The 24,889-nt window shown below is 71.4% G+C and carries 26 protein-coding genes; 14 read left to right on the top strand and 12 right to left on the bottom strand.

The annotated features are described in order from the left end of the window. Positions 1-69 precede the first annotated feature (69 nt). Positions 70-1,311 carry a CynX/NimT family MFS transporter gene (locus Pflav_RS34750; RefSeq protein ID WP_173040955.1) on the bottom strand — a complete coding sequence of 414 codons (1,242 nt, stop codon included), beginning with the start codon at positions 1,309-1,311 and terminating at the stop codon, positions 70-72. A 41-nt stretch (positions 1,312-1,352) separates the two neighbouring features. Between Pflav_RS34750 and Pflav_RS34745 the strand changes: the two genes are divergently transcribed. The 7 genes from Pflav_RS34745 to Pflav_RS34715 are packed head-to-tail and all read left to right on the top strand — an operon-like array spanning position 1,353 to position 5,324. Next, positions 1,353-2,069 (top strand): FadR/GntR family transcriptional regulator, encoded by a 717-nt coding sequence (locus Pflav_RS34745; protein ID WP_173040954.1) that lies wholly within the window; start codon positions 1,353-1,355, stop codon positions 2,067-2,069. 25 nt (positions 2,070-2,094) lie between these two features. Continuing rightward, positions 2,095-2,541 (top strand): large conductance mechanosensitive channel protein MscL, encoded by a 447-nt coding sequence (gene mscL, locus Pflav_RS34740; RefSeq protein ID WP_173040953.1) that lies wholly within the window; start codon positions 2,095-2,097, stop codon positions 2,539-2,541. A gap of 28 nt (positions 2,542-2,569) precedes the next feature. After that, complete coding sequence (locus tag Pflav_RS34735; protein ID WP_173040952.1) at positions 2,570-2,797, top strand: hypothetical protein; 228 nt, start codon at positions 2,570-2,572, stop codon at positions 2,795-2,797. Between the two features lie 23 nt (positions 2,798-2,820). Beyond that, positions 2,821-3,162, top strand: a complete 342-nt coding sequence (locus Pflav_RS34730) for a PadR family transcriptional regulator (protein ID WP_173040951.1) — start codon at positions 2,821-2,823, stop codon at positions 3,160-3,162. A gap of 11 nt (positions 3,163-3,173) precedes the next feature. Further along, positions 3,174-4,001: an ATP-binding cassette domain-containing protein gene (locus tag Pflav_RS34725; protein ID WP_173040950.1), complete on the top strand. Its 828-nt coding sequence runs from the start codon at positions 3,174-3,176 to the stop codon at positions 3,999-4,001. Beyond that, complete coding sequence (locus Pflav_RS34720) at positions 3,998-4,684, top strand: hypothetical protein (RefSeq protein WP_173040949.1); 687 nt, start codon at positions 3,998-4,000, stop codon at positions 4,682-4,684. Before Pflav_RS34725 ends, Pflav_RS34720 begins: the two co-directional genes overlap by 4 nt. A gap of 13 nt (positions 4,685-4,697) precedes the next feature. Further along, positions 4,698-5,324, top strand: a complete 627-nt coding sequence (locus Pflav_RS34715) for a class I SAM-dependent methyltransferase (RefSeq protein WP_173040948.1) — start codon at positions 4,698-4,700, stop codon at positions 5,322-5,324. On the opposite strand, the gene Pflav_RS34710 is transcribed toward Pflav_RS34715, so the two are convergent. Further along, a complete protein-coding gene (locus Pflav_RS34710; RefSeq protein WP_173040947.1) occupies positions 5,321-6,952 on the bottom strand; it encodes a sensor histidine kinase in 1,632 nt (543 codons plus the stop codon). The genes Pflav_RS34715 and Pflav_RS34710 overlap by 4 nt on opposite strands. Beyond that, complete coding sequence (locus Pflav_RS34705; protein WP_173040946.1) at positions 6,949-7,635, bottom strand: response regulator transcription factor; 687 nt, start codon at positions 7,633-7,635, stop codon at positions 6,949-6,951. The genes Pflav_RS34710 and Pflav_RS34705 overlap by 4 nt, the downstream gene beginning before the upstream one ends. Positions 7,636-7,844: 209 nt before the next feature. On the opposite strand from Pflav_RS34705, the gene Pflav_RS34700 reads away from it, so the two are divergent. Together Pflav_RS34700 and Pflav_RS34695 are read left to right on the top strand one after the other, a co-directional pair. Continuing rightward, positions 7,845-8,597, top strand: coding sequence for a DUF3152 domain-containing protein (locus tag Pflav_RS34700; protein ID WP_197938812.1), 753 nt, complete (start codon positions 7,845-7,847; stop codon positions 8,595-8,597). Between the two features lie 362 nt (positions 8,598-8,959). Further along, positions 8,960-9,319, top strand: a complete 360-nt coding sequence (locus Pflav_RS34695) for a hypothetical protein (protein WP_232072253.1) — start codon at positions 8,960-8,962, stop codon at positions 9,317-9,319. 376 nt (positions 9,320-9,695) lie between these two features. Here Pflav_RS34695 and Pflav_RS34690 read toward each other — a convergent pair whose 3' ends face one another. Both Pflav_RS34690 and Pflav_RS34685 read right to left on the bottom strand, forming a co-directional pair. Continuing rightward, complete coding sequence (locus tag Pflav_RS34690) at positions 9,696-10,016, bottom strand: hypothetical protein (protein WP_173040944.1); 321 nt, start codon at positions 10,014-10,016, stop codon at positions 9,696-9,698. Positions 10,017-10,578: 562 nt separating this feature from the next. Beyond that, positions 10,579-10,746, bottom strand: a complete 168-nt coding sequence (locus Pflav_RS34685; RefSeq protein ID WP_173040943.1) for a hypothetical protein — start codon at positions 10,744-10,746, stop codon at positions 10,579-10,581. Positions 10,747-10,832: 86 nt separating this feature from the next. On the opposite strand from Pflav_RS34685, the gene Pflav_RS34680 reads away from it, so the two are divergent. Together Pflav_RS34680 and Pflav_RS34675 are read left to right on the top strand one after the other, a co-directional pair. After that, positions 10,833-11,363 carry a DUF4352 domain-containing protein gene (locus tag Pflav_RS34680; RefSeq protein WP_173040942.1) on the top strand — a complete coding sequence of 177 codons (531 nt, stop codon included), beginning with the start codon at positions 10,833-10,835 and terminating at the stop codon, positions 11,361-11,363. A 974-nt stretch (positions 11,364-12,337) separates the two neighbouring features. Beyond that, positions 12,338-12,889 carry a hypothetical protein gene (locus Pflav_RS34675; RefSeq protein WP_173040941.1) on the top strand — a complete coding sequence of 184 codons (552 nt, stop codon included), beginning with the start codon at positions 12,338-12,340 and terminating at the stop codon, positions 12,887-12,889. A gap of 58 nt (positions 12,890-12,947) precedes the next feature. Here the strand turns inward: Pflav_RS34675 and Pflav_RS34670 are convergent, their stop codons facing one another. From Pflav_RS34670 to Pflav_RS34650, 5 genes are all read right to left on the bottom strand, one after another. Next, positions 12,948-14,243: a hypothetical protein gene (locus Pflav_RS34670; protein WP_173040940.1), complete on the bottom strand. Its 1,296-nt coding sequence runs from the start codon at positions 14,241-14,243 to the stop codon at positions 12,948-12,950. Positions 14,244-14,382: 139 nt separating this feature from the next. Next, the gene (locus tag Pflav_RS34665; RefSeq protein ID WP_232072251.1) at positions 14,383-15,093 is read right to left on the bottom strand and encodes a YqeB family protein; all 711 of its coding nucleotides are present in this window, start codon (positions 15,091-15,093) and stop codon (positions 14,383-14,385) included. Positions 15,094-15,287: 194 nt separating this feature from the next. Next, positions 15,288-18,014: a cellulose binding domain-containing protein gene (locus tag Pflav_RS34660; protein ID WP_173040939.1), complete on the bottom strand. Its 2,727-nt coding sequence runs from the start codon at positions 18,012-18,014 to the stop codon at positions 15,288-15,290. A gap of 188 nt (positions 18,015-18,202) precedes the next feature. Beyond that, positions 18,203-18,757 carry a hypothetical protein gene (locus Pflav_RS34655; protein ID WP_173040938.1) on the bottom strand — a complete coding sequence of 185 codons (555 nt, stop codon included), beginning with the start codon at positions 18,755-18,757 and terminating at the stop codon, positions 18,203-18,205. A gap of 43 nt (positions 18,758-18,800) precedes the next feature. After that, positions 18,801-19,682 (bottom strand): LysR family transcriptional regulator, encoded by an 882-nt coding sequence (locus tag Pflav_RS34650; RefSeq protein ID WP_173040937.1) that lies wholly within the window; start codon positions 19,680-19,682, stop codon positions 18,801-18,803. Positions 19,683-19,761: 79 nt separating this feature from the next. Between Pflav_RS34650 and metE the strand changes: the two genes are divergently transcribed. Then, on the top strand, positions 19,762-21,921 hold the full coding sequence (gene metE / locus Pflav_RS34645; RefSeq protein ID WP_173040936.1) for a 5-methyltetrahydropteroyltriglutamate--homocysteine S-methyltransferase: 2,160 nt from the start codon (positions 19,762-19,764) through the stop codon (positions 21,919-21,921). On the opposite strand, the gene Pflav_RS34640 is transcribed toward metE, so the two are convergent. Both Pflav_RS34640 and Pflav_RS34635 read right to left on the bottom strand, forming a co-directional pair. Next, complete coding sequence (locus tag Pflav_RS34640; RefSeq protein WP_173040935.1) at positions 21,918-23,120, bottom strand: cysteine desulfurase-like protein; 1,203 nt, start codon at positions 23,118-23,120, stop codon at positions 21,918-21,920. The genes metE and Pflav_RS34640 overlap by 4 nt on opposite strands. Positions 23,121-23,141: 21 nt before the next feature. Continuing rightward, complete coding sequence (locus tag Pflav_RS34635; RefSeq protein ID WP_173040934.1) at positions 23,142-23,741, bottom strand: dihydrofolate reductase family protein; 600 nt, start codon at positions 23,739-23,741, stop codon at positions 23,142-23,144. 180 nt (positions 23,742-23,921) lie between these two features. On the opposite strand from Pflav_RS34635, the gene Pflav_RS34630 reads away from it, so the two are divergent. Both Pflav_RS34630 and Pflav_RS34625 read left to right on the top strand, forming a co-directional pair. Beyond that, on the top strand, positions 23,922-24,548 hold the full coding sequence (locus Pflav_RS34630; protein WP_173040933.1) for a biliverdin-producing heme oxygenase: 627 nt from the start codon (positions 23,922-23,924) through the stop codon (positions 24,546-24,548). Continuing rightward, positions 24,545-24,853: a DUF2470 domain-containing protein gene (locus tag Pflav_RS34625; RefSeq protein WP_232072249.1), complete on the top strand. Its 309-nt coding sequence runs from the start codon at positions 24,545-24,547 to the stop codon at positions 24,851-24,853. The genes Pflav_RS34630 and Pflav_RS34625 overlap by 4 nt, the downstream gene beginning before the upstream one ends. The last annotated feature ends 36 nt before the right edge of the window (positions 24,854-24,889 follow it).

Genomic DNA, 24,889 nt, shown 5'->3' with positions numbered 1-24,889 from the left:
CCGGTCCAACGCCCTCCGCCGGACCGGGCCCGGGCCCAACGAAAGGGACCGGGCCCAGACGGACGGGCGTCAGTCCTCGACAAACCTCGGGCGGGCGACCGCAAGCCCAGCCACCGTCTGGACGAGCGCCGCAGCGATGAGGAAGCCGATCGGCAGGTCCCAGCCGCCGGTGACCTCGTAGAGCGTGCCGACCACGAGTGGGCCGAGTGCGGCGATCAGGTAGCCGACGCTCTGGGCGAAGGCGGACAGTGCCACGGTCCCCTCGGGCGTCCTCGCCCGCAGTCCGATCGTCACCAGCACGAGCGGAAACGAGCCCTGGCCGATCGAGAGCAGCACCACCCACGCGACGGCGCCGCCGTGCGGGGCGAGGGCGAGGCCCACGTACGAGGCGATCATTAAGGCCGACAGTGCCAGCACCAGCGGGCGCAGGTTGCGCAGCCGCATCGCGAGTGCCGGCATCACAAGCGCCACCGGGATGCCCACCGCGGTCACGCCGGCGAGCAGCAGGCCGGCCGTCTGCGGGCGATAGCCGGAGTCGCGGAAGAGCTGGGCGAGCCAGCCCATCGTGGCGTACCCGCTCAGCGCCTGCGCCCCGAAGTAGATCGCCATCGCCCAGCCGACCCGGGTACGTGCGGGGCGCACCCGGCGGGTCAGCGGCGGGGTGGCCGTGTGCACGGAGGTACGGCGGAAGATCGCGGGCAGCCATGGCAGTACCGCGATCACGGCCAGCACAGACCACGCGCCCAGCCCGGCCCGCCACGAGCCGAAGGCGTCCGCGATCGGCACGGCGGAGGCGGCGGCCACCGAGGCGCCGGCGGTCAGCGAGACCGTGTACGCACCGGTGACCAGCCCGGTCCGGTTTGGGAAGTGCTGCCGCACCAGCAGCGGCAGCAGGATGTTGGCGACCGCGATGCCGGCCAGGGCCAGCGCGCTCGTGGCGATGAAGACGGCCGTGGAGCCCGTGGCGACCCGCACCACCTCACCCGCGAGCAGCGCGACCATGGCGGCGACCACCACACGGCCCGGCGAGAAGCGGCGCACCAGCCACGGCGCCATCGCGCCGAAGGCGGCGAACGCGATTGTCGGCATCGTCGTCACGACACCGGCCATCGCGCCGGACAGGTGCAGGCCGGTGCGCACCTCCTCCAGGAGGGCGCCGAGGCTCGTGATCGCGACACGCAGGTTGAGGGCGACGAGCAGGATGCCGACGAGGACGAGGGCGGCGCCCTTCGTCCGGTTGGACGGTGCGATGTCGACGGCGGCGGGAACGGAAGCGCTGAGTGTCGATGCTGGCGGAGCCACGACAACCATCCTAAAATCATGGGATGATTTATGGTCGGGTGATGTAAGCGATGCCACTTGTCGCAGCTCCCGAGGCGGGCACCGCCCGGGAGACGGCCAGCCGCCGCGATACCGCTGGCCCGCGTTCGCGGCCGACGCTGGTCCGGCAGGTGATCGACCAGCTCCGCGAGCAGGTCGCCAGCGGCGATTGGCCGGTGGGCAGCCGCATCCCGACCGAGCCGCAGCTGGTCGAGGCGCTGGGCGTCGGGCGCAATACGGTTCGCGAGGCGGTGCGAGCGCTGGTGCACGCGGGGGTGCTGGAGTGCCGCCAGGGCTCGGGCACCTATGTGATTTCCGCCGACGAGATGACCGGTGCGGTAAGCCGTCGGCTGGCAGGCGCGCAGCAAGCCGAGGCAGTCGAGGTGCGCCGCGCGTTCGAGGTCGAGGCGGCTCGGTTGGCGGCGATGCGCCGTACCGCGGAAGACATGGCGGCGCTCGACGGCGCGCTCGCCGACCGCGAGGCCGCGTGGCGGTCAGGCCGCGTCGATGATTTCGTCGAGGCCGACGCCGTGCTGCACACGGCGATCGTCGCGGCCGCGCACAACGCGATGCTGGCCGAGCTCTACGCCTCGTTCGGGGCGGCCATGCTGCGTGCCTCGATCGCCACCTGCGTGGGCGACGAGCTGCGCCCCGAGCACCGGGTCGAGCACGACAGCCTCGTCAACGCGATCCGGGCCGGAGATCCGACACGGGCGGCCGCCGAGGCTGGGGCATTTCTGGAGGTATGACGCCGATACCACTACGGTGCTGGGCATGTTCAAGGGTTTCAAAGACTTCATCATGCGCGGCAACGTGGTCGACCTCGCGGTCGGCATCGTGATCGGCGCGGCGTTCACCGGACTGGTGACCCAGTTCACCAAGTCGTTCCTCGAGCCGCTGGTGCGGGTCATCTCGGGCGGCGAAGGCATCACGGCCGGAGCGGTGCGCATCCGCGGCGTGGCGTTCGACTGGGCGGCGTTCATCAACGCGGGGATCGCGTTCTTCCTCACCGCCGCGACGCTCTACTTCTTCGTCGTAGTGCCGATGAACAGGCTCGCCGAGCGCCGCCGCCGCGGCGAGGAGCCCCCGCCCGCCGCCCCCAGCGAGGAGATCAAGCTCCTCACCGAGATCCGCGACGCACTCCTCTCCAACCGGGTACCCGAGCAGCAGCGCGGTGCCCTCGACAACCTCGTCAACAGAGATCGACCCGGCCAGCGATAGTCGAACGTCTGTTCTATACAGTGCCCCGATGGAACAGCGAAAGCACTGGTGGAACGGCAAATGGGGGCGGCTCGCGCGCCGGGATGTGTACCTGCGCGCGGACGCCGACCAGTGGTTCGTGGAGCAGCGCGCGGGCGGGGCCGAGGGCGTGTCCCGCTTCTATGAGTACGACAGCGAGGACGAGGCGTACGAGGCCGTCCGCGCGCTCCTCACCGGTCCGGACGATTGGCGCCCGCTAGATGGCAGTGCCATCTAGATAGCTGTGCTACCTTCTCCGGCGTGGATCAGGAGCGGCGGGGGCAGTGGCTGCGCGGCGTGCTCGACGTCTGCGTGCTCGCGCTGCTGGCCCGCCGCGAGTCGTATGGGTACGAGCTCGCCCAGGCACTCGACCGGGCGGGGCTCGGTCAGATCCAGGGCGGCACGCTCTACCCCGTTCTCCTGCGGCTTCAGCGCACCGGCCTCGTCGCGGCCCACTGGCGTGACGGCGAGGCCGGCCCTGCGCGCAAGTACTACCGGCTCACCCCGTCGGGCGAGGAGGCCGTGCGCCGCCTGTCGACGGACTGGCGGAGCTTCGCCGGCCGGGTCGACGCCCTGCTGATGGAAGAGGTGACCAGCCCATGACCGAGCGAGGCATGAGCGATCAGCGATGGCTGCACGCGCTCGGCCAGGAGCTCGCCCGGCACCGGTTCACGCCGGATGTGACGCACCATGTGGTCGCCGAGGCCGCCGCGCACCTGCGCGACAGTGGGCAGCCGGCGCTGCGGGCGTTCGGCACGCCGGAGGGATACGCGGCCGCCGTCGCGGAGAGCTTGGCGAGCCAGCGCCGCCAACCCCGACGCCCAAGGGGCCGCGTGCGGCTACGGGCCAGCCAGATCACCAAGAGGTACGGGCGACGCACCGTCCTCAAGCCCACGGACCTGACCGTCCACGCCGGTGAGGTGGCCGCGGTGGTGGGGGCGAATGGTTGCGGCAAAAGCACGTTCCTGCGCATCTGCGCTGGCCTGCTCTCACCTGACTCCGGCGAGGTGCTGGTCGACGGGCTGCTGGGCTACTGCCCGCAGGAGGGCGGCACCTACGACTTCCTGCTCCCGGAGGAGCACTTCGTGCTCGTCGGAGCCGGCCGTGGCTTCGACCGCGGCCGGTCACGGCAGCTGGGGCGCGGGGGCGCTGCCACCCTCCACTGGGATGCGGCGGGCGATGTGCAGGCGCGCCACCTCTCCGGCGGTACCCGGCAAAAGCTCAACCTCGTGATGGCCACGCTCGGAGATCCGGACGTGCTGTTGCTCGACGAGCCGTACCAGGGCTTCGACCGCGGCACCTACCTCGACTTCTGGCAGCACGTGTGGCGGTGGCGCGACGAAGGGCGGGCGATCGTGGTGGTCACCCATCTGCTCAACCAGCTCGACCAGGTCGACCACGTGCTCGACCTGACGCCCGGCGCGCGGGAGGTCGCGGCATGAGGCTCCTGACCGTCGCCGAGATGGCGCTGCGTGAGCTGTCCCGCCGCCGGGGCGTGATCCTGCTGCTCCTCGCTCTTCCCTTCGTCTGTTACGTGGTGCGGCACGACCAGGTCGGGCAGTCGATCCGCTTCGTGCTGCTCGGCCTCGCCTGGGCGGTGAGCACGGCGGCACTCTTCGCCGGTGGCACGAGCCGCCAGATCGAGCCGCGGCTGCGCCTCTCCGGATACCGCAGCCACCATCTGTACCTCGGCCGGCTTTTTGCCATGTGGGTGCTGGGGCTCGCGGTCGCGGCGCCGTTTTTCGCGCTGATCGCGTTCGACCGTGGCGGCCAGGTGCGGCTCGGCGCAGTGGCCGCGGCGATGGTGCTCGCGGTGGCGGTCGCCGCCCCGTTCGGCCTGCTGATCGGCGCGGTGGTCCCGCGCGAACTGGAGGGGACGCTCATCCTCCTGGTGACCATCAGCCTCCAGATGATGATCGACCCGGCCGACTCCATCACGCGGCTGACCCCCTTCTGGTCCAGCCGGGAGATCGGCACGTACGCGATCGACCACACCGGCACAGAGTACCTGGTCCGTGGCCTGACCCACGGCATCCTGGCGACGCTGCTCGCGACCGTGCTGGTAGCCGTACTGTCCACGATCCGTTTGCGGACCCGCCCCCATCTGAGGTACGCCTCTCGGTAGAGGGGGTGCCGCGATGGCCGAGCAGGATCGCCGCACCGAGCGGCTGCGCCGCCGGTGGGACCGCATGTCCGGGTCGTACGACGGCACCATGACCCGCGCCGACCAGCGCTTCTTCGGCGACACCCGGCAGTGGGTGTGCCGCCAGGCCACCGGCGACGTGCTGGAGGTCGCGATCGGCACCGGCCTCAACCTGCCGCACTACCCGGCGGACGTGCGGCTGACCGGCGTCGAGTTCAGCCCCGGCATGCTCACGCTCGCCCGCCGCCGCGCCGCCGACCTGGGCCGTGCGGTGGACCTGCGCGAGGGCAACGCCCAGGCACTCGACCTGCCCGACGGCGCGTACGACACGGTGGTCTGTACGTTCGGCCTCTGCGCCATCCCGGACGACCGCAAGGCGCTGGCGGAGATGGACCGCGTCCTCCGCCCTGGCGGACTGCTCCTGCTGGCCGACCACGTAGCCGCCGGGCCGTGGCCGGTGCGCGCGGCGCAGTGGCTGGTCGAGCGAGTGAGCGTGCCGCTGGCGGAAGAGCACTGGCTACGCCGCCCGATCCGCCACGTCGAGGCGATGGGCTTCACGGTGGAGCGTCACGACCGCTTCCGCATGGGCATCGTCGAACGCCTAGCCGCCCGGAAACCCTAGGGCCTGAGGGCGGGGAGCGTGATGGTGAACGTGGTGCCCACGCCAAGCTGACTCGCGACCGTGATCGTGCCGCCGTGGTCGGTGACGATCTGGCGGGCGATCGACAGCCCCAGCCCACTCCCACCTGTACGCCGTCCGCGCGCCGAGTCCGCGCGCCAGAAGCGGTCGAAGACGTACGGCAGTGACTCCGGCGCGATCCCCGTCCCTGTGTCGGCCACCCGCACCACCACCGCGGTACCGTCCACCGCGCTCGACAGCGTCACACTCCCACCTGCCGACGTCGCGCGGATGGCGTTCGTCACGAGGTTGCCGAGCACCTGCCGCAGGCGGTCCGGGTCGGCGTGCACCTGGGCGGGTCCGGGCGTCGCGGTCACCAGCTGTACGCCGGCGGACTCGGCGACCGCGTGGTGTGCGGCTCGGGTGGTCTCCAGCACCTCGGCCATGTCGATGACCGTGCGGTGGTACGCCAGCGTGCCCGCCTCGGCCAGCGCCAGGTCCTGGAGGTCGTTCACGATGCGCTGCTGGAGCACCGCCTCCTCGTGGAGCGAGGCGAAAAGCTCGGGGTCGGGCTCGATCACGCCGTCCTTGAGCGCCTCGAGGTAGCCGCGGAGGTTGGCCAGCGGCGTACGCAGCTCGTGCGCGACGTCCGCGACCAGCCGGCGCTGCCGTTCCTCGCCGCGCTGGAGGGAGTCGGCCATGCGGTTGAAGGAGCGGCCCAGCTCGGCCACCTCGTCGCTGCCCACCACCGCGACCCGGCTGGTGAGATCGCCGCGACCCAGCCGGCCGGCGGCCGCGGTAAGGCTGGCGATCGGGCGGAGCACGCGGCGGCTGAGCAGCGCGGTGCCGGCCAGCGCGAGGAGCGCCACGCCGGCGGCCGCGGCCAGGATCGGACCGGCCGAGAGGGGTGTACGCGGTTCGCCGGCGAAGCCGAGCGTGACCCGCAGCGGCTCCGGGGCCACCTCGCTGATCAGCTCGGTGAACGCCTGCGAAAGGCAGATCGCCAGCGCCCCAGCGGTGACCCCGGACTCCTTGCAGGCGCTGATCCGCCGCTGTGTGTACTCGACCTCCTGCCGCGACTCGACCGACCGTTCCTGGCACTCGGCCGCCTCGGCGAGCTTGGCGTCCCGGGCCTGAAAACTCGGCACCCCGAACGCACCGTCGACCTTCACGGCCGAGAAGCCGAGGCGGCTGAGGCAGGCCGCGAACCGTACACCCACGCGGTATTGGGCCACCGACCTCGTCGTCACGCTGAACGCCTCGGTCACCTCGGTCAGGTCAATCCGGGGGCGAGGGTCGACGAGCGTGGTGGACGTGCCGAGCTGCCGGGCGGTGACGCCATTCAGCGTGTCGGTGTCGGACACCACGATACCCGACTCGGTCGCCAGGTGGATGCGCTGCCCGGTGCTGACGCCAAGGTCGCTGACGAGGCCCGCCACGCCCTCCCAGGTGCCGTGCGTCTGCCCGTACTTCAGCAGTTCGGTCGTGACCTGGTCGGTCACCGCGCGGTCGGCGGTCTCCGACTCGGTGATCTGCTGCGACGCCTGGCGGAGCACGATCCAGGCGGTGGCGCCCACGGCGGTGACGGCCACGAGCGTGACCAGCACCAGCACCCGGATGCGAAAACTCAAGACTCGGCCAAGCGGTAGCCGCGCCCGTAGACGGTCTGCACGTAGCGCGGTTCGGCGGCGTCCTCTTCGATCTTGCGGCGGAGGTTCATCACGTGCGCGTCGACCGTGCGCTCCAGCACGTAGTGGTCGAACCCGAACGCCCGGTCGATGATCTGCGCCCGCGTGAACGCCCGCCCCGGCTCGCCCGCCAGCACCTCCAGGATCCCGAACTCCTTCGCGGTCAGCACGATGGGCCGCCCACCGACCCGTACCTCGAATCGTCCTGGATCGATCTCAAGGTCGCCGACCTTGAGGATGGCCTGGTTACCCGCGGTGACCGCCCCCGCCCGGCGTAGCAGCGCGCGTACGCGTGCGGTCAGCTCCCGCGGGCTGTACGGCTTCGTGATGTAGTCGTCCGCCCCCACATCGAGGCCGAGCAGCATGTCGTCCTCGGTGGTGCGAGCGGTGAGCAGCAGGATCGGCACCTCTGACTCGCCACGCAGGATGCGGCACACGTCGAGGCCGTCCACCTGCGGCATCATCACGTCGAGCACGACGAGGTCGGGGCGGCGCACGCGCGCCTGCTCCAGCGCGGTACGCCCATCGCCGACGACAAGCACGCTGTGGCCCTCCCGCTCCAGGTAAACCCGGATCAGGTTGGCCTGCTTGGGGTCGTCCTCGGCGACCAGGATCCGCGCGCTCATGGTGTTCCATAGTGCCTCGTAGCGGTGAAGATGCCGTGAAGGACGACAGCCGGACGGCTTCTTCAATGTTTCTTCACACCCGCCTCCGTACGGTGCCCGCATGAGACGCGAACAGGAGGAACGGTGGCGGCGCGCCGCCCGCCGGCGGATCCGGGAGACGCTCGCACTGCGTCGGGCCGCCGCGGCGCTCGCCGAGGAGGAGCAGCGGCGTGCGGCGTGAGAACCGCGCGCTGGCCTACGTCGTGGTTGGCGTGGGCGCCGTCGTGGGCGGGCTGATGTTCGCCGCCGGCGGCTACGCGATTCGCGACAATTCATCATCTGGTACGCCTTCCACCTGGTCCGAGGCCTCGACTCTCCCGCCCCCGACCACCGTCGAGTCGACACAGGCGCCGCCGCCCACGCCGGCTCCGCCGACGTTCCCACAGCACGGCGAGGGAACGTTCCGGCGCGCGACCGGCAGCGCCAAGCGCGTCGGCAACGGCCACGTGTTGCGGTACCGCGTCGAGGTCGAGCGGGGTCTGGAGCAGCAGCCGGGCGAGTTCGCGGAGTGGGTGGACCGCATCCTGGCCGACCCGCGAGGGTGGACGGCAGGTGGCCAGTGGGCGTTCCAGCGGCCGGCCGCCGGGTCGGTGGACTTCGTCGTGAAGCTGGCCAGCCCCGACACCGTCGACGAGATCTGCGGCCGCTACGGCCTTGACACCGGCGGCGAGGTCTCCTGCCGTGGCCGGGAGAACGTCGTCATCAACGTGAAGCGGTGGGTGCTGGCAATCCCGGCGTACCAGGGCGATGTCGACATGTACCGGCATCTTGTGGTCAACCACGAGGTGGGCCATTTCCTCGGCCACAGCCATGTGACCTGCCCGGGCAAGGGGCGCCCGGCGGCCGTCATGCAGCAGCACATCTGGGGCATGGGCGGCTGCGTACCCAACGGTTGGCCCTATCCCCAGGGCCGGCAGAGATAGACGGCGACGCCCGTTGCGGAGGCCCGCCGGCGTACGCGGGACGGGCCTAGCCGGGCTGGCTGGTTGCGCCTATGCTCCGGAAACGTGTCTAGCGTCGGCGGGGGCCGGGCGCGAGTCCGAGAGGGCTCGGCGCCCGTATTGTCGCTATCCCACTGCGATGGCTCGGCCTGAGCGCCGGCGTCGCCGCACTCGCGGCGTCGGGTCTCTTCGGTGGCCTGGAGCACGCCGAGAAGCCCGAGCTGCCACCGGTCAAGGTCGATGAGCTCAGCGAGGGCGAGCCCTGGAATGTAACGGTCACCGGCGGCCGCCTGGTCGGTGACGGCCTCCCCGGCATCAGCCTGGAAAACCCCGCCAACCGCTGGGTGGTCGTGCTCGCCACGGTCGAGGTGACCGCCCCGGAGAGCCTCAACGACACGGACGACATCATCGACATCGCGGGCGTAGAGGGCTTGGTAAAAGCCCCAAACCTAGAGCGCCTGGAGCCCCAGTACGTCGTCGCCCTCCGCGACGGGGTCCCGGTCCGCTACCTACAGCCGGCCATGCCGGAGAAGCTCGCCTTCTTCTGGGAGCAGGAGAGCACCGCGCCGGTACCCACCGAGATGACGGTGACGGTCAACAAGAAGACCTACCGCGTCGATTCCCTGGCCGGCCACAAGGCCTGGCTGGACCTCGAGCCCCGCGCCGAGCTGACCGTGCCGATCGAAGACAGGCGCGGCAAGTGACCAACCCACCCGAGCAACCCGGCCAGGACGAGCCCGCCAACAGCTGGCCACCCACCCCGCCGGGCCCACCCTCTCCCACCCCGCCACAGCCCTCGCCCGCCCCGGCCCCACCCGCCGCCTGGCCAGCACCGCCCGCTACAGCGGCCCGATCAGCGCCGCCCCCACCCACTGCCTGGCAAGCACCGCCCCGCCCGCCGACCAAGCCGCACCGCCTCCACCCACCGGCTGGCCAGCGCCGCCGGTTCCCGCTAGCCCGTCGGCGCCGCCCCCACCAGCTGGCTGGCCTGCACCGGCGCCTGCTCCCGCTGGCTGGTCCGCCGGCCCTGCCGGCCAGGCGAGCTGGCCGGGACACGCGCCACCCCGGCCGGCGGTGGCCCTATCCCTGGGACGCCGCCTCCGCCTGGTGGTTGGCCCAGCCCAGCGCCACCGCCTCCGCAAGCCGGATCGCCAAGTCCCGGCCCGCCACCCACTGGCTGGCCAGGTCCCACACAGGCACCCGCTGCCTGGCCGAATCCCGCACCGCCGCCCCTGGTGGGCCGAGCTCCGCTCCTCCGCCCGCTGCCTGGGCAGGTCCCGCGCCGCCACTCGCCGCCTGGCCGAGCCCCATGCCGCCGCCCTCTGGTGGGCAGCCGAGTTTGGCCGCGGCCGCCGGCGGGCCAGGCTCGGTGCCGCCGCCCGCTGGCTGGCCCGGTCCCATTCCGCCTGGCGCGGGGTCCGGACCCGCCGTGCCGCCGCCGCCCAACGGTTGGGCCGCCTCAGCGCCGGCTGGCTGGCCGAGTCCTGGCCGACCGGCTCAACCTCAGCCTGGAGGATGGCCCGCCGCAGCAGCGCCGCCACCACCCACTGGCTGGCCCAACCCCGCCCAACCGCCTCCACCCGCTGGATGGCAGGCCGCCTGGGCGCCGGCACCGCCTGGTTCGTGGCCTGATCCCACCGTGCCCGCACCGGCTGGCGGCCAGCCCGCACCCGCTGGCCCGCAGGTTGCCGGTTGGCCCCAGCCGGTGCAGCCGGGTAGCGGCGTCGGGGCGGTTGGCCAGCCAGGTGCCGTCCCGCACGGTCCGTTCTCGCAGGGCGCTACCCCCTCAGGCGCGATCCCGGCAGCCCCTATCCCGAACGGCAGCCCGATCCCTCCGCCCGGCACTGCCTTTCCGGGCGCGATCCCTCCGCCCGGCGCTGTCCCACCAGGCGCGCTGCCTCCGGGCGGCGGGTTCCCCACAGGCGGGCCGATTGCACCCAGCGATCCGATCCCGCCCGGCGGGCTAGCCTCGTCCGCGCAGGGCGGGCTGCCACCGCAGGGCGGGCCATCCGCGCAGGGCGGGCAGCCGGCGCAGGGTGGGCAGCCGGCGCAGGAGGTTGGGGCTGGGCGGGGCGGGACGGCTGGCGTTGGTGCGGTGGCAGCGGTGGCTGGGGAGGAGATCCGGAGTCATCGGGCGCCGCCGGGGCGGGTTGAGCGGATTGGTATGCGGGCGCGGGTTGGCATGTTGCTCGTCGCGGCGCTGGCGGTGGGGGTGTGGTGGCCAACTGGCGCCCCATCAACGGGGACCGCGCGGACATCCGTGAGCGCCCCTACATCGTGGTCGGCCAGGTCGGTGAGTCGGTCTCGGCGCGCTCCTTCGAGGCGCAGCTCGTCAGCGTGCGCGGCGCGCGCCTGCTCGGCGTAAGCAGCAAGGGTTACGAGACCGGGGGTGTGTGGATCCTCGTCCGCGTACGGGTCACAGCCACCACAGAGGACACCGCTCTGGGGTACGCGGCGCTCATCGACGACCGGGGTCGCGAGTTTCTGGTGAGCAACCGGTTCTCGCAGCAGCTCGCGGATGGGGCGCGTAGTTTCCAGCCGGGGATTGCGGTGGAGGGGGAGATCGCGTTCGAGGTGCCGCGTGATGTCGCCACGTCGATGCGGCTGCGGCTGGCGTCTCCGCTGATCGACCAGCGGATGGATGCGATGGCCGAGATCGAGCTGCCCAAAGTGGACACCGCCACTGTGGACAAGTGGGCCACGCAGAAGGACCCGGTGATCCTAGAGCGGCCGGAGGTGGTGTCGTGACGCAGCCACCACCGCCATACTCCCCCTGGGCACCGCAGCAGGAGGAGGCGCCGCAGGCACTCGACTCCGATACGGCGGTCATCCCGGCGGTCGAGCCCGACACCGCCGCCTTCCGGGTCGACCCCAGCCAGGCGGATACCGCGGCACACCCGCATGTGGCGGACCGCAGCGCGCGCTCGTGGGGTTCGCAGGCGGACGAGCCGAGGTCGGCTGACCGGCCGGCGCCGCCGCTGGGTCCCAAGCCGCCGGTCCTGCTCAACCCTTTGCCTCGCCCGCCTCAGGGCCAAGGAGACGGCTACTCGGACGGGGGCCCCTACCAGCAGGCACTGCCTCCGACCGTGGCGCCGCAGTCGCCGGTCACCAACGCCACTCCAGCACAGCCCACGCGAGCGCCGTCGCTTTCGCCGCCGCCAACGCCCATGGTGCCGCCGCAGCCAGCCGCCACGCCGCCGCCGTCCTGGGGCGCCACGCAGGAGACGCCTTCGCCGTGGAGCCCGGTCCAAGCACCCGCAGCCCAGGCACCCACGCCGCTGGCAACCGCACCCCAAGCACCAGCGCCCCGGCCAACAACATCCCAGCCCGCCGCACCGCAAGCGCCACGACCCGCGCCACAGGCGTTCACACCGCAGGCGCCACCACCCGGGCCAGCCACGCTCCAGACAGCGGCACCGCAAGCAGCCGGACCCGCGCCGCAGGCATTCGCGCCGCAAGCAGCGACAGACCGACCAGGTGCACTACAGACAGCCGGACCCGCGCCACAGGCGTTCGCGGCACAGGCAGCGACAGACCGGCTAGATGCGCTACAAGCAGCCGGACCCGCACCACAGGCATTCGCGCCGCAAGCAGCGACGGACCGGCCAGGTGCGCTACAGGCAGCCGGGGCTGTGCCGCAGGCATTCGCGCCGCAGGCGCCGGCGCCCATGGGGGCTGCGCCGGCCGCGCCGGTTCAGGGGCGGCCGCAGCCAGGTCCGTTCATGGTGCCTCCGCACGGTGCGTTCCCTGGGCATCCGGTGGCGACGCAGGGGTTTCCGCCGCCGGGGCCGCCGCTGGCGCAACCACCCGTGCCGGCTGGGCCCCGGCCGAAGGGATGGTGGCGGCGCAACCGCTGGGGGCTCATCGCACTCCTGCCGGTGCTCGCGCTCGCCCTCGCGCCCAGCGTCAACGACGCGCTCGACCAATACAACCGGTACGCGCACGAAGCGGTCCTGCCTAGCGCGGGCGGCTGGATCTCGTACTCCGACGCGCGTATGCGGCTCGTCAGCTTCGGGCCGGCGACCGACCTCAAGACGTACGGCGGGGAGCCCTTCCAGCCACCGGACAAGACCAAGGCGTGGAAGGCCACCGTCGAGTTCGAGGCGGCCGACAAGGAGGCGATCATCGGGTGCGACCTCGCGCTCGAAGACGCAGAGGGACGCCTCTTCAGCACCAACCCTGCCGAGTTGTCGGGCGCCCGTACGCCCTCCCCTCGTGCACCCCGGAGGATGACGAGGCGCCGTCACCGTGGCAGGTGGAGATGTACTTCGTGACGCCGGACTCAGCCCAACCGGCTGCTGTACGCATCAGCAGCGGCCTGCACCACCCTCGCTACGCCCGGCTGGTCACATCCTGAGCGCCCTCTTCCGGAGCGGCCTCGGAAGCGGAGTCGGCGGTGGGCGCGGGCTGTAGCCGCAGCACCCGGTCGACCGCCGCCGCAAGCAGAGTGGCCAGCAGCACCACACCCACCGCGTCGTTGAAGAGCGTGATCGGCCCGGACAGCGGAATCCACACCTCCTCCAGGTCGCGCGGGCCAATCAGGAAGCGCTCCGCCTCCCACAGCCAGTCGGTCGCGGTCTGTGCCACCAGGAACGAGATGCAGAAGAACAGCATCGGCGCCAAGCCCGCTCGCGCGAGCGTGCGCAGCCCGTGCACCAGCGGCGTGAACCGCTCGCGCACGTCGGAGGTCACGCTGGCGCCCACCGCGCGCATCGGCTTGGGCAGCGCATTCCACCGCTTGCTGGCCCGCTGCAACAGCTCGGAGGTGGACGGGGCGGGCGGCGCGAGCCTGTGCCCGTACACGACGGCGCCGACGGCGAGCCAGGCCAGCGGCACCACGATCACGCTGTCGGCTGACGCGATCGCACCCACCAGCCACTCGCCCGCACGGCGCACGATGGCGGTGAACGGGCCCAACGCCTCGACGAACGCGCTCCAGAGATCAAGCAGCCACTGCACCACCTTGCGGTCGAGCAGCCAGCCTGTCACCGGGTCGCGGACCTGGTTGAGCGCGGCGAGCGAGACGATGATCCAGATGACCTCGAGGTACGCCCCGAGAATGCTCAGCACAGGCCACCGGTGGCTGGCGCGGAAAGTGTTGAGCAGCCAGCGCAGCACCACTGCCACAACGATCACCGCGATAAGCGTGAACGACGTGTCGTACGGCAGCCGCTGATCGAGCTCCCGGCCGATCACGCTCGGGTCGTCGAAGACCCGCGGGTCGTTGAAGGACGTGTCCTCCCACACCTCGTAGACGTAGCCGGAGAAGTCCGCTTGGAGGTAACCCCACGAGGCGTACACCGCGAGGAATGGGATGAGTGCGCTGGCCAGGTGGTCCATCAGCGTGGGCGGACGGCGGGGCGCCGCACCTGACTCGTCCGGCTGCGGGTCGGCGGTCGCGGCGGCCAGCCAGGGGAGCGACGGGCGCACCACGCGAAGCATCAGGACCAGCGAGATCAGCGTGGCGACCGGGCCGAGAACAATGATCATCGCGCCGAGCACGCCGCTGAGCTTGCTCGCCTGCACCGCGCCGATCAGGATGAACGCCTTCGCCGCCGCCCCCGCGAAGTAGAGCGCGAAGAGCACCGGCCAGTGCCGCCACAGCAGCCGCACGGCGGACCCGAGCACGGCGACTGTCTCGACGGCAGCGCTGGAGAACGTGCGATAGCGACGCGGCCGCGGCGGCAACAGCGGCGGCGCCGCCACTCCCCCGTGGCGGTCACGGGCCACAGGCTAGCCCAGCCACCCCAAAGCGGATACCCCCTGCTCAATCACTGGTCGGGTGGGTACGCCGCCAGTACTGCCGCTTCTCCTCCTCGCGCACGACGACGCCAAGTTTGGCGAGTTCGGCCCGAAGCTCTGTGATGTCGGTCTTGTTCCCCTTCTCCAGCGCCTTGCCGCGCGCCTTCAGCAGCGCGTCCGCGCTGCCCGGCAGCTCCGGATCCTCCGGCACCCACCGGCGGAACTTGTCACGGTACGGGTCACCGGCCGCCGCCCACGGGTACCCGTGCGCGAGGAAGCCGTCCCGCAGCCGGTCGGCGCCGAGCTCGAAGCCCTCCCGGGCCAGCTCCTCGGCCTCCCGCCCGAGCAGCACGAGCTGCTTGCCGTCGATGAAGACCGTCTGTACCGCGCTGCGGTTGACCATGCTCGTGCTGTCACCCCGGCGGAGGGTGACGTCCCCGTCGGTGATCCGTACGACGAGCGCCTCCATCGCACCGATGAACGCCAGCACAAGACCCGCCACCCCGCCGATCGCGAGGCTGACGATCGTGGCCACCGGCTCGTTGTCGGCCACCGAGGCGATCAGCTCGACCGGCCCCTTGAACGGCACCCACGGCAGCTCGGCAAGCCAACCGGCGAGGGCCTGCAACAGCCACCCGAGTCCGGCGCCGGCGAGCGGCAGGCCCAGCCACATCAAGCCCATCGCCCAAGCCGGCTCCGAGACCACCGTCTCGTTCCGCCGGTACACAGCATCCACCGTGCCTACCCCCGCTCCGCCGCTCGGCGCTCGGCCACCGTCGTGGCCAAGGTCCGTAGCCTCCCGGCTCCCGCTCATGCGCTCAGCCTGCCCAGTAGCCGGGCGCACGCGCGTCAATCCCAGGTCGCGAAACAGTCAACTTTGGTCTAACCCGGGGCCGGCCAGCGCCAGCCCCGGGGTCGGACAGAAAACGCTCAGCTCACCGAGCAGGGTGAGCCGTTCAATGTGAAGGCCGTCGGCCGGGCGTTGGTCCCCGTCCAGCTGGCGATGAAGCCGAACGTCACGGCCGCGTTGGGCGCGATGGCGCCGTTCCACGCCTCGTTTCGCGCGGTCACCGTGGCGCCGCTCTGGGTCCGTGTGGCGCCCCAGATCTGCGAGACCTGCTGGCCGTTCGCGAACGACCACACCAACGTCCAGCCGTTGACCGCCTGGCTGCCGGTGTTCTGGATCCGAACGTCACCCTGGAAGCCACCACCCCACTGGCCGGTGATCGTGTACGTCACGGCACAGCCGCTCCCGACCGGCGGCCCAGAAGTAGGGGGTGTCGTCGGCGGAGTTGTCGGTGGCGTGGTGGGCGGGGTTGTAGGAGGTGTCGTCGGAGGAGTGGTTGGTGGCGTAGTCGGGGTGCCGCCGGTGCGGTCGGCGTAGAGGATGCCCCGGCCGTTGGTGCCCAGGTACACCCGCCCGTAGATGCGCGGGTCGCCGGCGAGCGCCTCGCCCATGTTGCCGTACTGGTGGGCGTTGTCGTTGATCCGCACCCAGGTGCCGGCCGTGTTGTCCGACCGATAGACGCCCTTGACCCCGTCCACGGTGCCGACCAGGAAGAGCGCCTGGTACGACTGCCCCGGCGCGGCCCGCCCGAACGCGACGTTGACCGCCTCGGTGACGTTGGCGATCTTCGTGAAGCTGGCCCCCGAGTTGGTCGACCGGAAGAGACCGGTGCTCCCGGCCAGCCAGATGTCGCCCTCGCGCCCCGGCACCGCCTTGAACTTCACGCCGGTCGTGGGCAGCCCGGTGGCCGCCGCCGTGAACGACTGACCGCCGTTCGTGCTGACGTAGAAGGTGCCGTTGCTGACGCCGTAGAACTTGCTCGGGTTGACCCGGTCGGCCTCGACCACCGCGTTCGCCGGGATGCCCTGCGCGGCGGACCAACTGTTGCCATACCCAACCGAGTAGTGCACCTGGATGCCGGCGTCACCCGGCGCCCACACGAACCGGCTGCCGTTGGCCGCCGCCGCCACCGTACCGCCGGAGTTGATCCCGCCCGGCTCGGTGCCCTGGAACCAGTTGGCCCCGCCGTCCGTGGAGAACGCGACGTGGCTGTCGTTCGGGCGGTCGGAGTCGGTGAAGTTGCCGGACCGCACCATGACGCTCGGGTTCGTCTCGGCGTAGTCGAGGCTCGTCGTGCTGGTGAAGTACGGCTGCTGGAACATCATCGGCGGTACGGCGTCCAGGTTGGTGTGCCGGAAGCCGCCGATGTCACCGAGCCCGCTGATCAGGCTGGCCCCCGACGGCGGGCTGACCAGGTCCAGTACCGCCGTCTCCTCCAGCCCGCGCACCATGGGCCGGATCGTGACGGTACCGCCGGTGTCCCAGTTCTTGAGGTTGGTGGCGCCGTAGATCGTGGCGCCGGTGCCGTACATGAAGCGGTTGCCGTCGAACGGGTCGATCTCGACGGACTCGTTCATCCAGCCGAGCTTGGGCGTCTCCTCGGGCGGCTGGGGGTTTGCGCCGAGGGAGAGCCACGGGACAGACGTAATGTCCATCGTGTACCGCTTGGACCGGTTGGGGTACGAGGTCCAGTCCCAGATCCGGGTCCAGGTCGCGCCGCCGTCGGTACTGCGGAAGAAGATCGCATCCGGCCACCAGGAGATCTGGGTGGCGACCATGATGGTGTTCGGGTTGGTGCGGTCGATCGTGAGACCGCTGTACCCGAAGTAGTCGTCGGCACTGCTCGACGGGATCGGGCTGATCTGGGTCCAGGCGCCGGTGGCGGTGTTGTACTTCCACACGTCGCCCTTGCCGCCGTCGTACGGGCCGCCGGTGTCGCTCGTCGCGAGGTAGAGGAAGCCGCCCGTGGTGTCCAGGACGCCCTTGTGTGCGATGTACCCGGTCGGCTGTCCGGCGATCCGCTCCCAGGTCGTGCCGCCGTTGGTCGTGCGGTACACGGTGTTCTGCTTGTCCGCGACGCCCACGTAGATGGTCTGCGTGGCGTTGCCGGACGTACCCGACCGCTTGTCGAACGTCACCCAGACGATGCCCTGGTTGTCGCCGAGGTACGCGTCACCCGGCGACTGCACGTAGTTGCCGGCGTTCGGGAAGTTGGTGACCTTCGACCAGGTCGCGCCGAAGTCGGTGCTGCGCCACAGGCCGTTGCCGCTGGGCGCGCCGAGGTACAGGACGCTGTTGCGGTTGGGGTCGACGGCCAGCCGCTCGCCCATGCCCCGGCCGGGCATGTTGCCGCCGAGCTTGAAGGGCAGCGCGGTGGTCTGCCACGTGTTGCCCTTGTCGGAGGAGCGCAGGATCGCGCCGTTGTTGGGGTCCCAGTCGTTCGTGTACATACCCGCCGCCACGTACACGCGGTTTGTCTGCACCGGGTCGGTGGCGAGGCTGACCACGCCGTTGTATCCCCACCGATCCCAGCCCACCCAGTCGAGCAGGGGGATCCACGACTGGTTGGTCTGGTCCCAGCGGTACGCGCCGCCGATGTCGGTCCGGGAGTAGATGAGGTTGCGCTCGGTCGGGTTGAAGATGATGCCCGGCACGAACCCGCCGCCGTCGATCCGCACGTTCTTCCAGTTGTACGGGTCGGAGGCGGCGGCCGACGCGGGCGTCGAGGTGCTCACGGCCACCTGGGTCACGACCGCCACCACGCCGGCGGCGAGGACCGAGGTGAGGGCGCCGGCAATGCTTCTTCGCATGTGTGTGCTCCTAGCAGGAAGCAAGCGTTTACCTGAGGCAAAGCGACGCCGCGCGATGCGTCCACAAGGGACGCGCGCGAACGTCGTCAAGGAAGCTGCCCAGGCTTCCGCCGGCTCCGTGGCAGAGATTCACACAGGCGACAGATGACTGTCAATAGTTGGACGTGCCAACTAACGCGTTCAGAGGATCACCGGTTGGCGATCGCGTCCACCGCTACCGCCACGGCGATGACCAGCCGGCGGTCCCACTGCGAGTCGGACACCGTGATCGTGAACTTGTCCCGCACGCTCCAGCTCTTCGCGACCGTGAACGCCTCGACACCGCGCCCACCGGCGAACTCGAACCGGTACGGCAGCCAGAAGAGGTCGCCGCTGAACTTGCGCAGCGTGGACACGGTCGGGCTGGTCTCCTTGCCGGTGACCGGCGGCAGCCCGGGCTGCTCCACCACCCACGCGGTCCGGCCGGACGCCTTGCGGAACTCACCCAGCACCGCGCCGCCCGCGTCGGTCACCGCGTACACCGAGCCGCTCGCCTGGAAGCTCAGCACCGGCTGCTGCCCGCTCTCGTCGGTGTAGAGCACCGCGCCGCGCTTGTAGTCCGCGCGCTTCTGCTCGGTGAACGCGACCACGCCACCCTCGGACCCGTCCGGCCCGACCGCGTGCACCTCGTACCGGTTCTCCGACATGCGTACGCTCTGCCGGACCACGAACTCCTGCACCGATTGCAGCTGTTGCAGATCCATAGGTGTCAGTGTCGCAGGAAAAGTCGGGCAAATGCCCAAAGCGTCACGGCACGCGCAGGATCTGGCGGGCCGCCTGGACGAGGGCCATAAGCTCCGCCGACGCGCGTTCCGGCGCCCACACCAGCCCGTACGTCATCCGCAGGTCACCGGACTCGATCGGGATGAAGTGCACGTCCGGCCGGCGTACCGTCTCGACGAGCAGGTGCGGCGCGGCCAGCAGGCCGCGTCCGGCGGCGACAAGGTCGAGCGCCGCCGGCAGGTCGTCAAGATCGGCCACGACGGCGGGCGAGCGCAGGCGGGGCGCCAGCGCGTGCCACACGCTGCCCGGCGGCCGCTGGCGCGGCAGCAGCACCGCCGGCAACTGCTCCAGCCCGAGTCGGGTCGCCGTCGCCAGCCGGCTCCGCGCCGGCACGGCCACGTGCGTCACCGGTACGTGGAAACGTGCGGTCATCGCCGCCCCGGTGGGGAAAGGCGTGGTCATGAACGCCGCCGCGGCACCGCCCTGCGCGAGGTCGACGGTCGCGGCGCCCCAGCCCGCCCGCCGCAGCTCCACGTCTATCGCCGGCGACCGGTCCGCCAGCCGCCGCACCACCCGGGCGGCGAGCGCGCCGACGAGCGGGCAATAAGCCAGCCTGATGGGACGCCCGAGCGGCTCGGCGAGCCGGGCCGCCTCGGTGGCGAACGCGGCAGCGTGTTCCAGCATCGCCTCCGCGAACGGCAGGAGCACCTTGCCCGCGTCGGATAGCGCCACCTCGCGGCTGGTCCGGTCGAATAGGCGCAGGCCCAGCGTGCGTTCGAGCCGGGCGACCGCCTGGCTGACCGCCGGCTGGGTCATGCCCAGCGCAGCCGCCGCGCGGGAGAAGCTCAGGTGCTCGGCCACCCGCACGAAGCAGGCGACCTCACGCTGCGGCGGACCCGAATCCACACCCCAGTATGCCCAGTGGGTCCATAAGCAATGGCTATAAACGGCCCGAAGGACCCGCGCCGCGGGCAGGATCCCCTGCGTGCTGACGCATTCGACAATCCTCGGGTACCCACGGATCGGACCGCGCCGCGAGCTGAAGCGGGCGCTGGAGGCGTACTGGGACGGGCGGCTGAGCCGCGACGACTTCGACCGGGTGGGGGCCGACCTGCGCGCCGACACCTGGCGCCGGCTCGCCGCGCTCCGGCTGGGCGAGCTTCCGGCCAACACCTTCTCCGAGTACGACCACGTGCTGGACACAGCTGTGCTGCTGGACGCGGTGCCGGACCGCTACCGGGCGGCCGCGGACCCGTACGTGGCGATGGCGCGCGGCGCCGACGGCCTCCCGCCACTACGGATGACCAAGTGGTTCGACACCAACTACCACTACCTGGTACCGGAGATCGGCGTCGATACGCCGCTGCGGCTGGCCGGCGACAAGCCCATCCGGGAGGTACGCGAGGCGCAGGCGCTCGGCTTCGACACCCGCCCTGTGGTGGTGGGTCCGGTGACCTTCCTGCTCCTGTCCGAGCCCGCTCCGGGCAGCCCGGCGGGCTTCTCTCCGCTGGACCGGCTGGACGACGCGCTCGATGCGTACGCCGACCTGCTGGCCGCGCTCCGCGCCGAGGGCGTGGAGTGGGTGCAGCTCGACGAACCAGCGCTGGTCACCGGCGAGGGCGTGGCCGAGGCGCGGCGCGCGTACGACCGGCTCGGCGCGCTCACCGACCGGCCGAAGCTGCTTGTCGCGTCGTACTACGGGGAGCTGGGCGACGCGCTGCCCGCCCTCGCCGCCACCGGCATCGAGGCGATCGGGCTCGACCTCGTCCGCGGCGGCCCGGTCGATCCGGCCGCGCTGGGCGGCAAGACGCTGGTGGCCGGCGTCGTCTCCGGACGGGACGTGTGGCGTACCGACCTCGACGCCGCGCTCCACGAGCTGTCGCGGTACCCCGATGTGGTGGTGAGCACCTCTTGCTCGCTGCTGCACGTGCCATACGACCTGGACGCCGAGACCGACCTCGACCCGGCGCTTCGCGAGCGGCTCGCCTTCGCCGACCAGAAGGTGGCCGAGGTGGTGGCGCTCGCCGACCGCCTGGCGCGCGGCGAGCGTGGGGTCGCGCCCACTGCCCGTACCGCCGCGTCCGATGCTCGGTCCACTCTGGACAGCCGGGCGCCGTACCCGGAGCGGGCCGCCTCCCAGGCCGTCCACCTTGGACTGCCGGAGCTGCCGGTGACCACGATCGGCTCGTTCCCGCAGACCGGCGAGCTGCGCGCCGCCCGCGCCGCGCTGGCCGCCGGGACGCTGGACGTGCCAGGGTACGAGCGGCTGATCGAGGCGGAGATCGAACGGGTGATCCGGCTCCAGGAGCGGCTCGGCATCGACGTGCTCGTGCACGGCGAGCCCGAGCGCAACGACATGGTGCAGTACTTCGCCGAACACCTCGACGGCTTCGCCACCACCCGCTTCGGCTGGGTGCAGTCGTACGGCTCGCGCTGCACCCGCCCGCCGATCATCCACGGTGACGTACGCCGTACCGCCCCGATCACCGTGCGCTGGACGCGGTACGCCCAGTCGCTCACCGAGCGGCCGGTCAAGGGCATGCTCACCGGACCAGTGACGATCGTGGCCTGGTCGTTCGTGCGGCGGGACATCCCACTGCGCGACGTGGTGGGCCAGGTCGCCGAGGCGGTCCGCGAGGAGGTGCGCGATCTGGCGGTCGCCGGTACATCGATCATCCAGGTGGACGAGCCGGCGCTGCGTGAACTGCTCCCGCTGCGCCGCGAGCGGCAGGACGAATATCTACAGTGGGCGGTCGCGGCATACCGGCACGCCACCTCCAGTGCCGGCGACCACACGCAGATCCACACCCACCTGTGCTACTCGAACGCCAGCGAGGTGGTAGAGGCGATCGACGGGCTGGACGCCGACGTAACCACGATCGAGTCGGCCCGCTCCGGCGGTCGCATCCTCGGCCAGCTGGACGGCTTCGGCCGAGGCCTCGGCCCAGGCGTGTACGACATCCACTCGCCCCGGGTGCCCGGCGCCGAGGAGGTCGGTGACCTGCTCGACGCCGTGCTCAAAGTCGTCCCGGCGGAACGGGTGTGGGTCAACCCGGACTGCGGTCTCAAGACGCGGACGTACCCGCAGGTGGAGGCCGCGCTGACCAACCTGGTGACCGCGGCCCGCGAGCGCCGCGCCGACTAGCCGAGGGCGGCGACGCCTTCCAGGAGGCGGTCGACGTCGGAGCTGTCGTTGTAGTGGACCAGCCCGGCCCGCACCGCGCTGCCCGCCTCGCGGATGCCGAGCGCCGCGGTGACCTCCCACGCGTAGTTGTGCCCGTTCCACACGTTCACCCGCCGCTCGGCCAGGTGGGTGGCGACCTCGTCCGGAGTGCGCCCCGCGACGGTGAAGTACGCCGTCGCGGTGCGCCGCGCGGCCTTGCCGTACAAGGTCACGTGCGGCATGGCCGCCAGCCCGGCCAGCAGCCCGGCGAAGATCTCCAGCTCGTACGCCTCGGCGGCGGCCAGCGAGGCGAGCAGCCGCTCCCGCCGGGTACCGGTGGCGGTGGGGTCGAGCCCGGCCAGGTGGTCGACGGCGGCCGCCACGCCGGCGAAGTCGGCGAAGGGCGAGGTGCCGGTCTCGAACCGCTCCGGCACGTCCTCGGACGAGGAGGCGAGCTTGTCCGGGACCAGCGCGTCGAGCCGCTCCGGGTCGGCGACCACCGCGCCGATGTGCGGACCCGACCACTTGTACGCGCTGGTGGCGTAGAAGTCGGCGCCGAGCGCGGCCGCGTCGGTGGGGCCGTGCGCGGTCGCGTGCACCCCGTCGACGTAGCTGACCGCCCCGCCCGCCCGCGCCTTCGCCGTGATCGCCGGCACGTCGGGGCGGGTGCCGAGCACGTTGCTCGCCGCGGTCACCGCCACAAGCCGGGTACGTTCGCCGATCAGAGCGTCGTACTGTTCGACGCCGAGCTCCCCGGTCGCCACGTCCACCTCGGCCCAGCGCACAGTCGCACCGGCCCGGGCCGCCACCTGCACCCACGGGCGCACGTTGGCGTCGTGGTCGAGCCGGGAGAGCACCACCTCGTCGCCCTCACGCCAATGCTTGGCCAGCGCGTACGCCAGCCGGTACGTGAGGGTGGTCATGTTCGGCCCGAGGATCACGCCCTCGGGCCGGCCGCCGACCAGGTCGGCGACCGCGGCCCGAGCCTCGGCGACGATCGCGTCCGAGCGGTGGCTGGCCGGAAAGGCCCCACCCACGTTGCCGATCCCCCGGCGGTATGCGGTGGCGATCGCCTCGATCACCGCCTCGGGGACCTGGGTGCCGGCGGCACCGTCGAGGTAGGCGTATCCGTCGGAGAGGGCGGGGTAGGTCGCGCGGACCGCGCTCACGTCGAAGACCATGCCCCAGTCTCCCGGCAAGATCTACTTGCGCACCACCCTGTACCCGAGGTGCGTGACACCGGTTCCCTGGATGATCGAGATCGGGCCCTCCAGCGTCACCGGCGCGTCCTTGATCTGGCCGAGCAGCGGGATGCCGGTGCCGAGGAAGACCGGTACGAGTTCGACGTGCACCTCGTCCAGCAGGCCGGCGTCGAAGCACTGGCGGGCGATCTCGCCGCCGTTGACGCCGACGTCCTTGTCTCCCGCGATCTCCTTGGCCTTGGCGATGGCGTCCTCGATACCGGTGGTGACGAAGACGAAGTTCTCGTCGTCTTCCGGCCGGTCGTCGGGCCGCTTGTGGGTGACCACCACGACGGTCTTGTCCATCGGGTGCCGGCCGTCCCATCCGTCGGTCATGTCGTAGAGGCGCCGGCCGCAGACAAGCACGCCGAGCCGCTCGTTCAGCGCGCGGAGCTGCTCGGCGCTGGCGGCGGAGACCTTGAACGTCATGTTGGGGAGGCCGGTCGGGACCTCGGTGTCGCCCGCCCCGTACCAGGCGAAGAGGTGCTCGAAGCCGCCGTGGTTGGCGTCCGCGATGAAACCGTCGAGGGACATCGTGGCGCCGGTCATGACCTTGCTCATCGTTTCGCTCCTTGGTCGTATGAGCTTGTTATACCTACGCGTCGAACTCCGCCGGGCCGGATCGACACCAGGTTGAAAGATCTTTTGAAGACGTCCCTCGTCATCATCCGTTCAGTCGATCACTCCCGGAAAGCGGGAGCTTAGGCTAGCCTAAGTCCTGGCTGGCGAGGAGGTGCGTCCGTGGGGTTCGCGTCGAGGGTGCGTGAGGTCACCCGCTCCGACCACGCCGCCGCAGAGGGCATGGCGTACTTTGACGCCCTGCTCAGCGGCCGGCTCGACCGCGCCGGGTACACCGCGCTGACGGTGCAGCTCTTCTTCGTTTACGAGACGCTCGAAGAGGCTGCCACCGAGATGCGAGCCGACCCGGTCGCCGGCCCGTTCGTCGCCGACGAGCTGGCCCGGCTCCCCGCGCTCGTGGCCGACCTCACCTACCTGATCGGGACCGACTGGCCCGCGCATGCGGCGGCCAGCGCACCCACGTCCGAGTACCGCGCCCGCCTCCGCGACGTGGCCTTCACCTGGCCGGCTGGATTCGTCGCGCACCACTACACGCGGTACCTCGGTGACCTGTCCGGCGGGCAGATGATGCGCCGCACCATTCAGCGCGAGTACGGCCTGGACGGCCCCGGTACCCGCTTCTACGAGTTCCCCGGCCTGGAGCCGCGCGCGTTCAAGCAGAATTACCGGCACCTGCTCGACACTGCGCCGTGGGACGCGGTCGAGCAGGAGCGCTTCCTGGACGAGGTGGCGCTGGCGTACCGGCTCAACACCGCGATGCTCGACGATCTCGGTAAGGTTGTCGCGTGACCGCCCCGTTCACCCCGGACGTCGTCGACGCGATCCAGCGGCACATGAATGGTGACCACGCCGACGACTGCCGCGTGATCGTGCAGGGGCTCGGCGGGCAGCCGGACGCCACCGCGGCCGCGATGTCCGGCATGGACGCCGACGGCATGGACTTCACCGCCACTGTGGACGGTGCGCCGGTGCCGGTGCGGGTCCCGTTCATAGAGCGCCTCACCGAGCGGCGTCAGGTGCGCGCCGAGGCCGCCCGGATGTACCGCGAGGCGTGCGCCAGCCTCGGCATCGAGCCGCGGGCTGACGCACGCTGATCCCCGCTATAGAGCCTGTGTCTGAACTGGTTTGGT

The sequence above is a fragment of the Phytohabitans flavus genome, from assembly GCF_011764545.1.
GTDB lineage: Bacteria > Actinomycetota > Actinomycetes > Mycobacteriales > Micromonosporaceae > Phytohabitans > Phytohabitans flavus.
Note: the sequence above shows the minus strand (reverse complement) of the source record. Positions and strands in the feature narration are given on the sequence as shown.

Excerpts from the sequence above, each read along its gene's own strand:
- Pflav_RS34750 (WP_173040955.1), bottom strand. The coding sequence starts at position 1,311 with ATGGTTGTCGTGGCTCCGCCAGCATCGACACTCAGCGCTTCCGTTCCC.
- Pflav_RS34745 (WP_173040954.1), top strand. The coding sequence starts at position 1,353 with ATGCCACTTGTCGCAGCTCCCGAGGCGGGCACCGCCCGGGAGACGGCC.
- mscL (WP_173040953.1), top strand. The coding sequence starts at position 2,095 with ATGTTCAAGGGTTTCAAAGACTTCATCATGCGCGGCAACGTGGTCGAC.
- Pflav_RS34735 (WP_173040952.1), top strand. The coding sequence starts at position 2,570 with ATGGAACAGCGAAAGCACTGGTGGAACGGCAAATGGGGGCGGCTCGCG.
- Pflav_RS34725 (WP_173040950.1), top strand. The coding sequence starts at position 3,174 with ATGAGCGATCAGCGATGGCTGCACGCGCTCGGCCAGGAGCTCGCCCGG.
- Pflav_RS34720 (WP_173040949.1), top strand. The coding sequence starts at position 3,998 with ATGAGGCTCCTGACCGTCGCCGAGATGGCGCTGCGTGAGCTGTCCCGC.
- Pflav_RS34715 (WP_173040948.1), top strand. The coding sequence starts at position 4,698 with ATGGCCGAGCAGGATCGCCGCACCGAGCGGCTGCGCCGCCGGTGGGAC.
- Pflav_RS34705 (WP_173040946.1), bottom strand. The coding sequence starts at position 7,635 with ATGAGCGCGCGGATCCTGGTCGCCGAGGACGACCCCAAGCAGGCCAAC.
- Pflav_RS34690 (WP_173040944.1), bottom strand. The coding sequence starts at position 10,016 with ATGGGACCGGGCCAGCCAGCGGGCGGCGGCACCGAGCCTGGCCCGCCG.
- Pflav_RS34685 (WP_173040943.1), bottom strand. The coding sequence starts at position 10,746 with ATGACTCCGGATCTCCTCCCCAGCCACCGCTGCCACCGCACCAACGCC.
- Pflav_RS34675 (WP_173040941.1), top strand. The coding sequence starts at position 12,338 with ATGGTGCCTCCGCACGGTGCGTTCCCTGGGCATCCGGTGGCGACGCAG.
- Pflav_RS34660 (WP_173040939.1), bottom strand. The coding sequence starts at position 18,014 with ATGCGAAGAAGCATTGCCGGCGCCCTCACCTCGGTCCTCGCCGCCGGC.
- Pflav_RS34655 (WP_173040938.1), bottom strand. The coding sequence starts at position 18,757 with ATGGATCTGCAACAGCTGCAATCGGTGCAGGAGTTCGTGGTCCGGCAG.
- Pflav_RS34640 (WP_173040935.1), bottom strand. The coding sequence starts at position 23,120 with ATGGTCTTCGACGTGAGCGCGGTCCGCGCGACCTACCCCGCCCTCTCC.
- Pflav_RS34635 (WP_173040934.1), bottom strand. The coding sequence starts at position 23,741 with ATGAGCAAGGTCATGACCGGCGCCACGATGTCCCTCGACGGTTTCATC.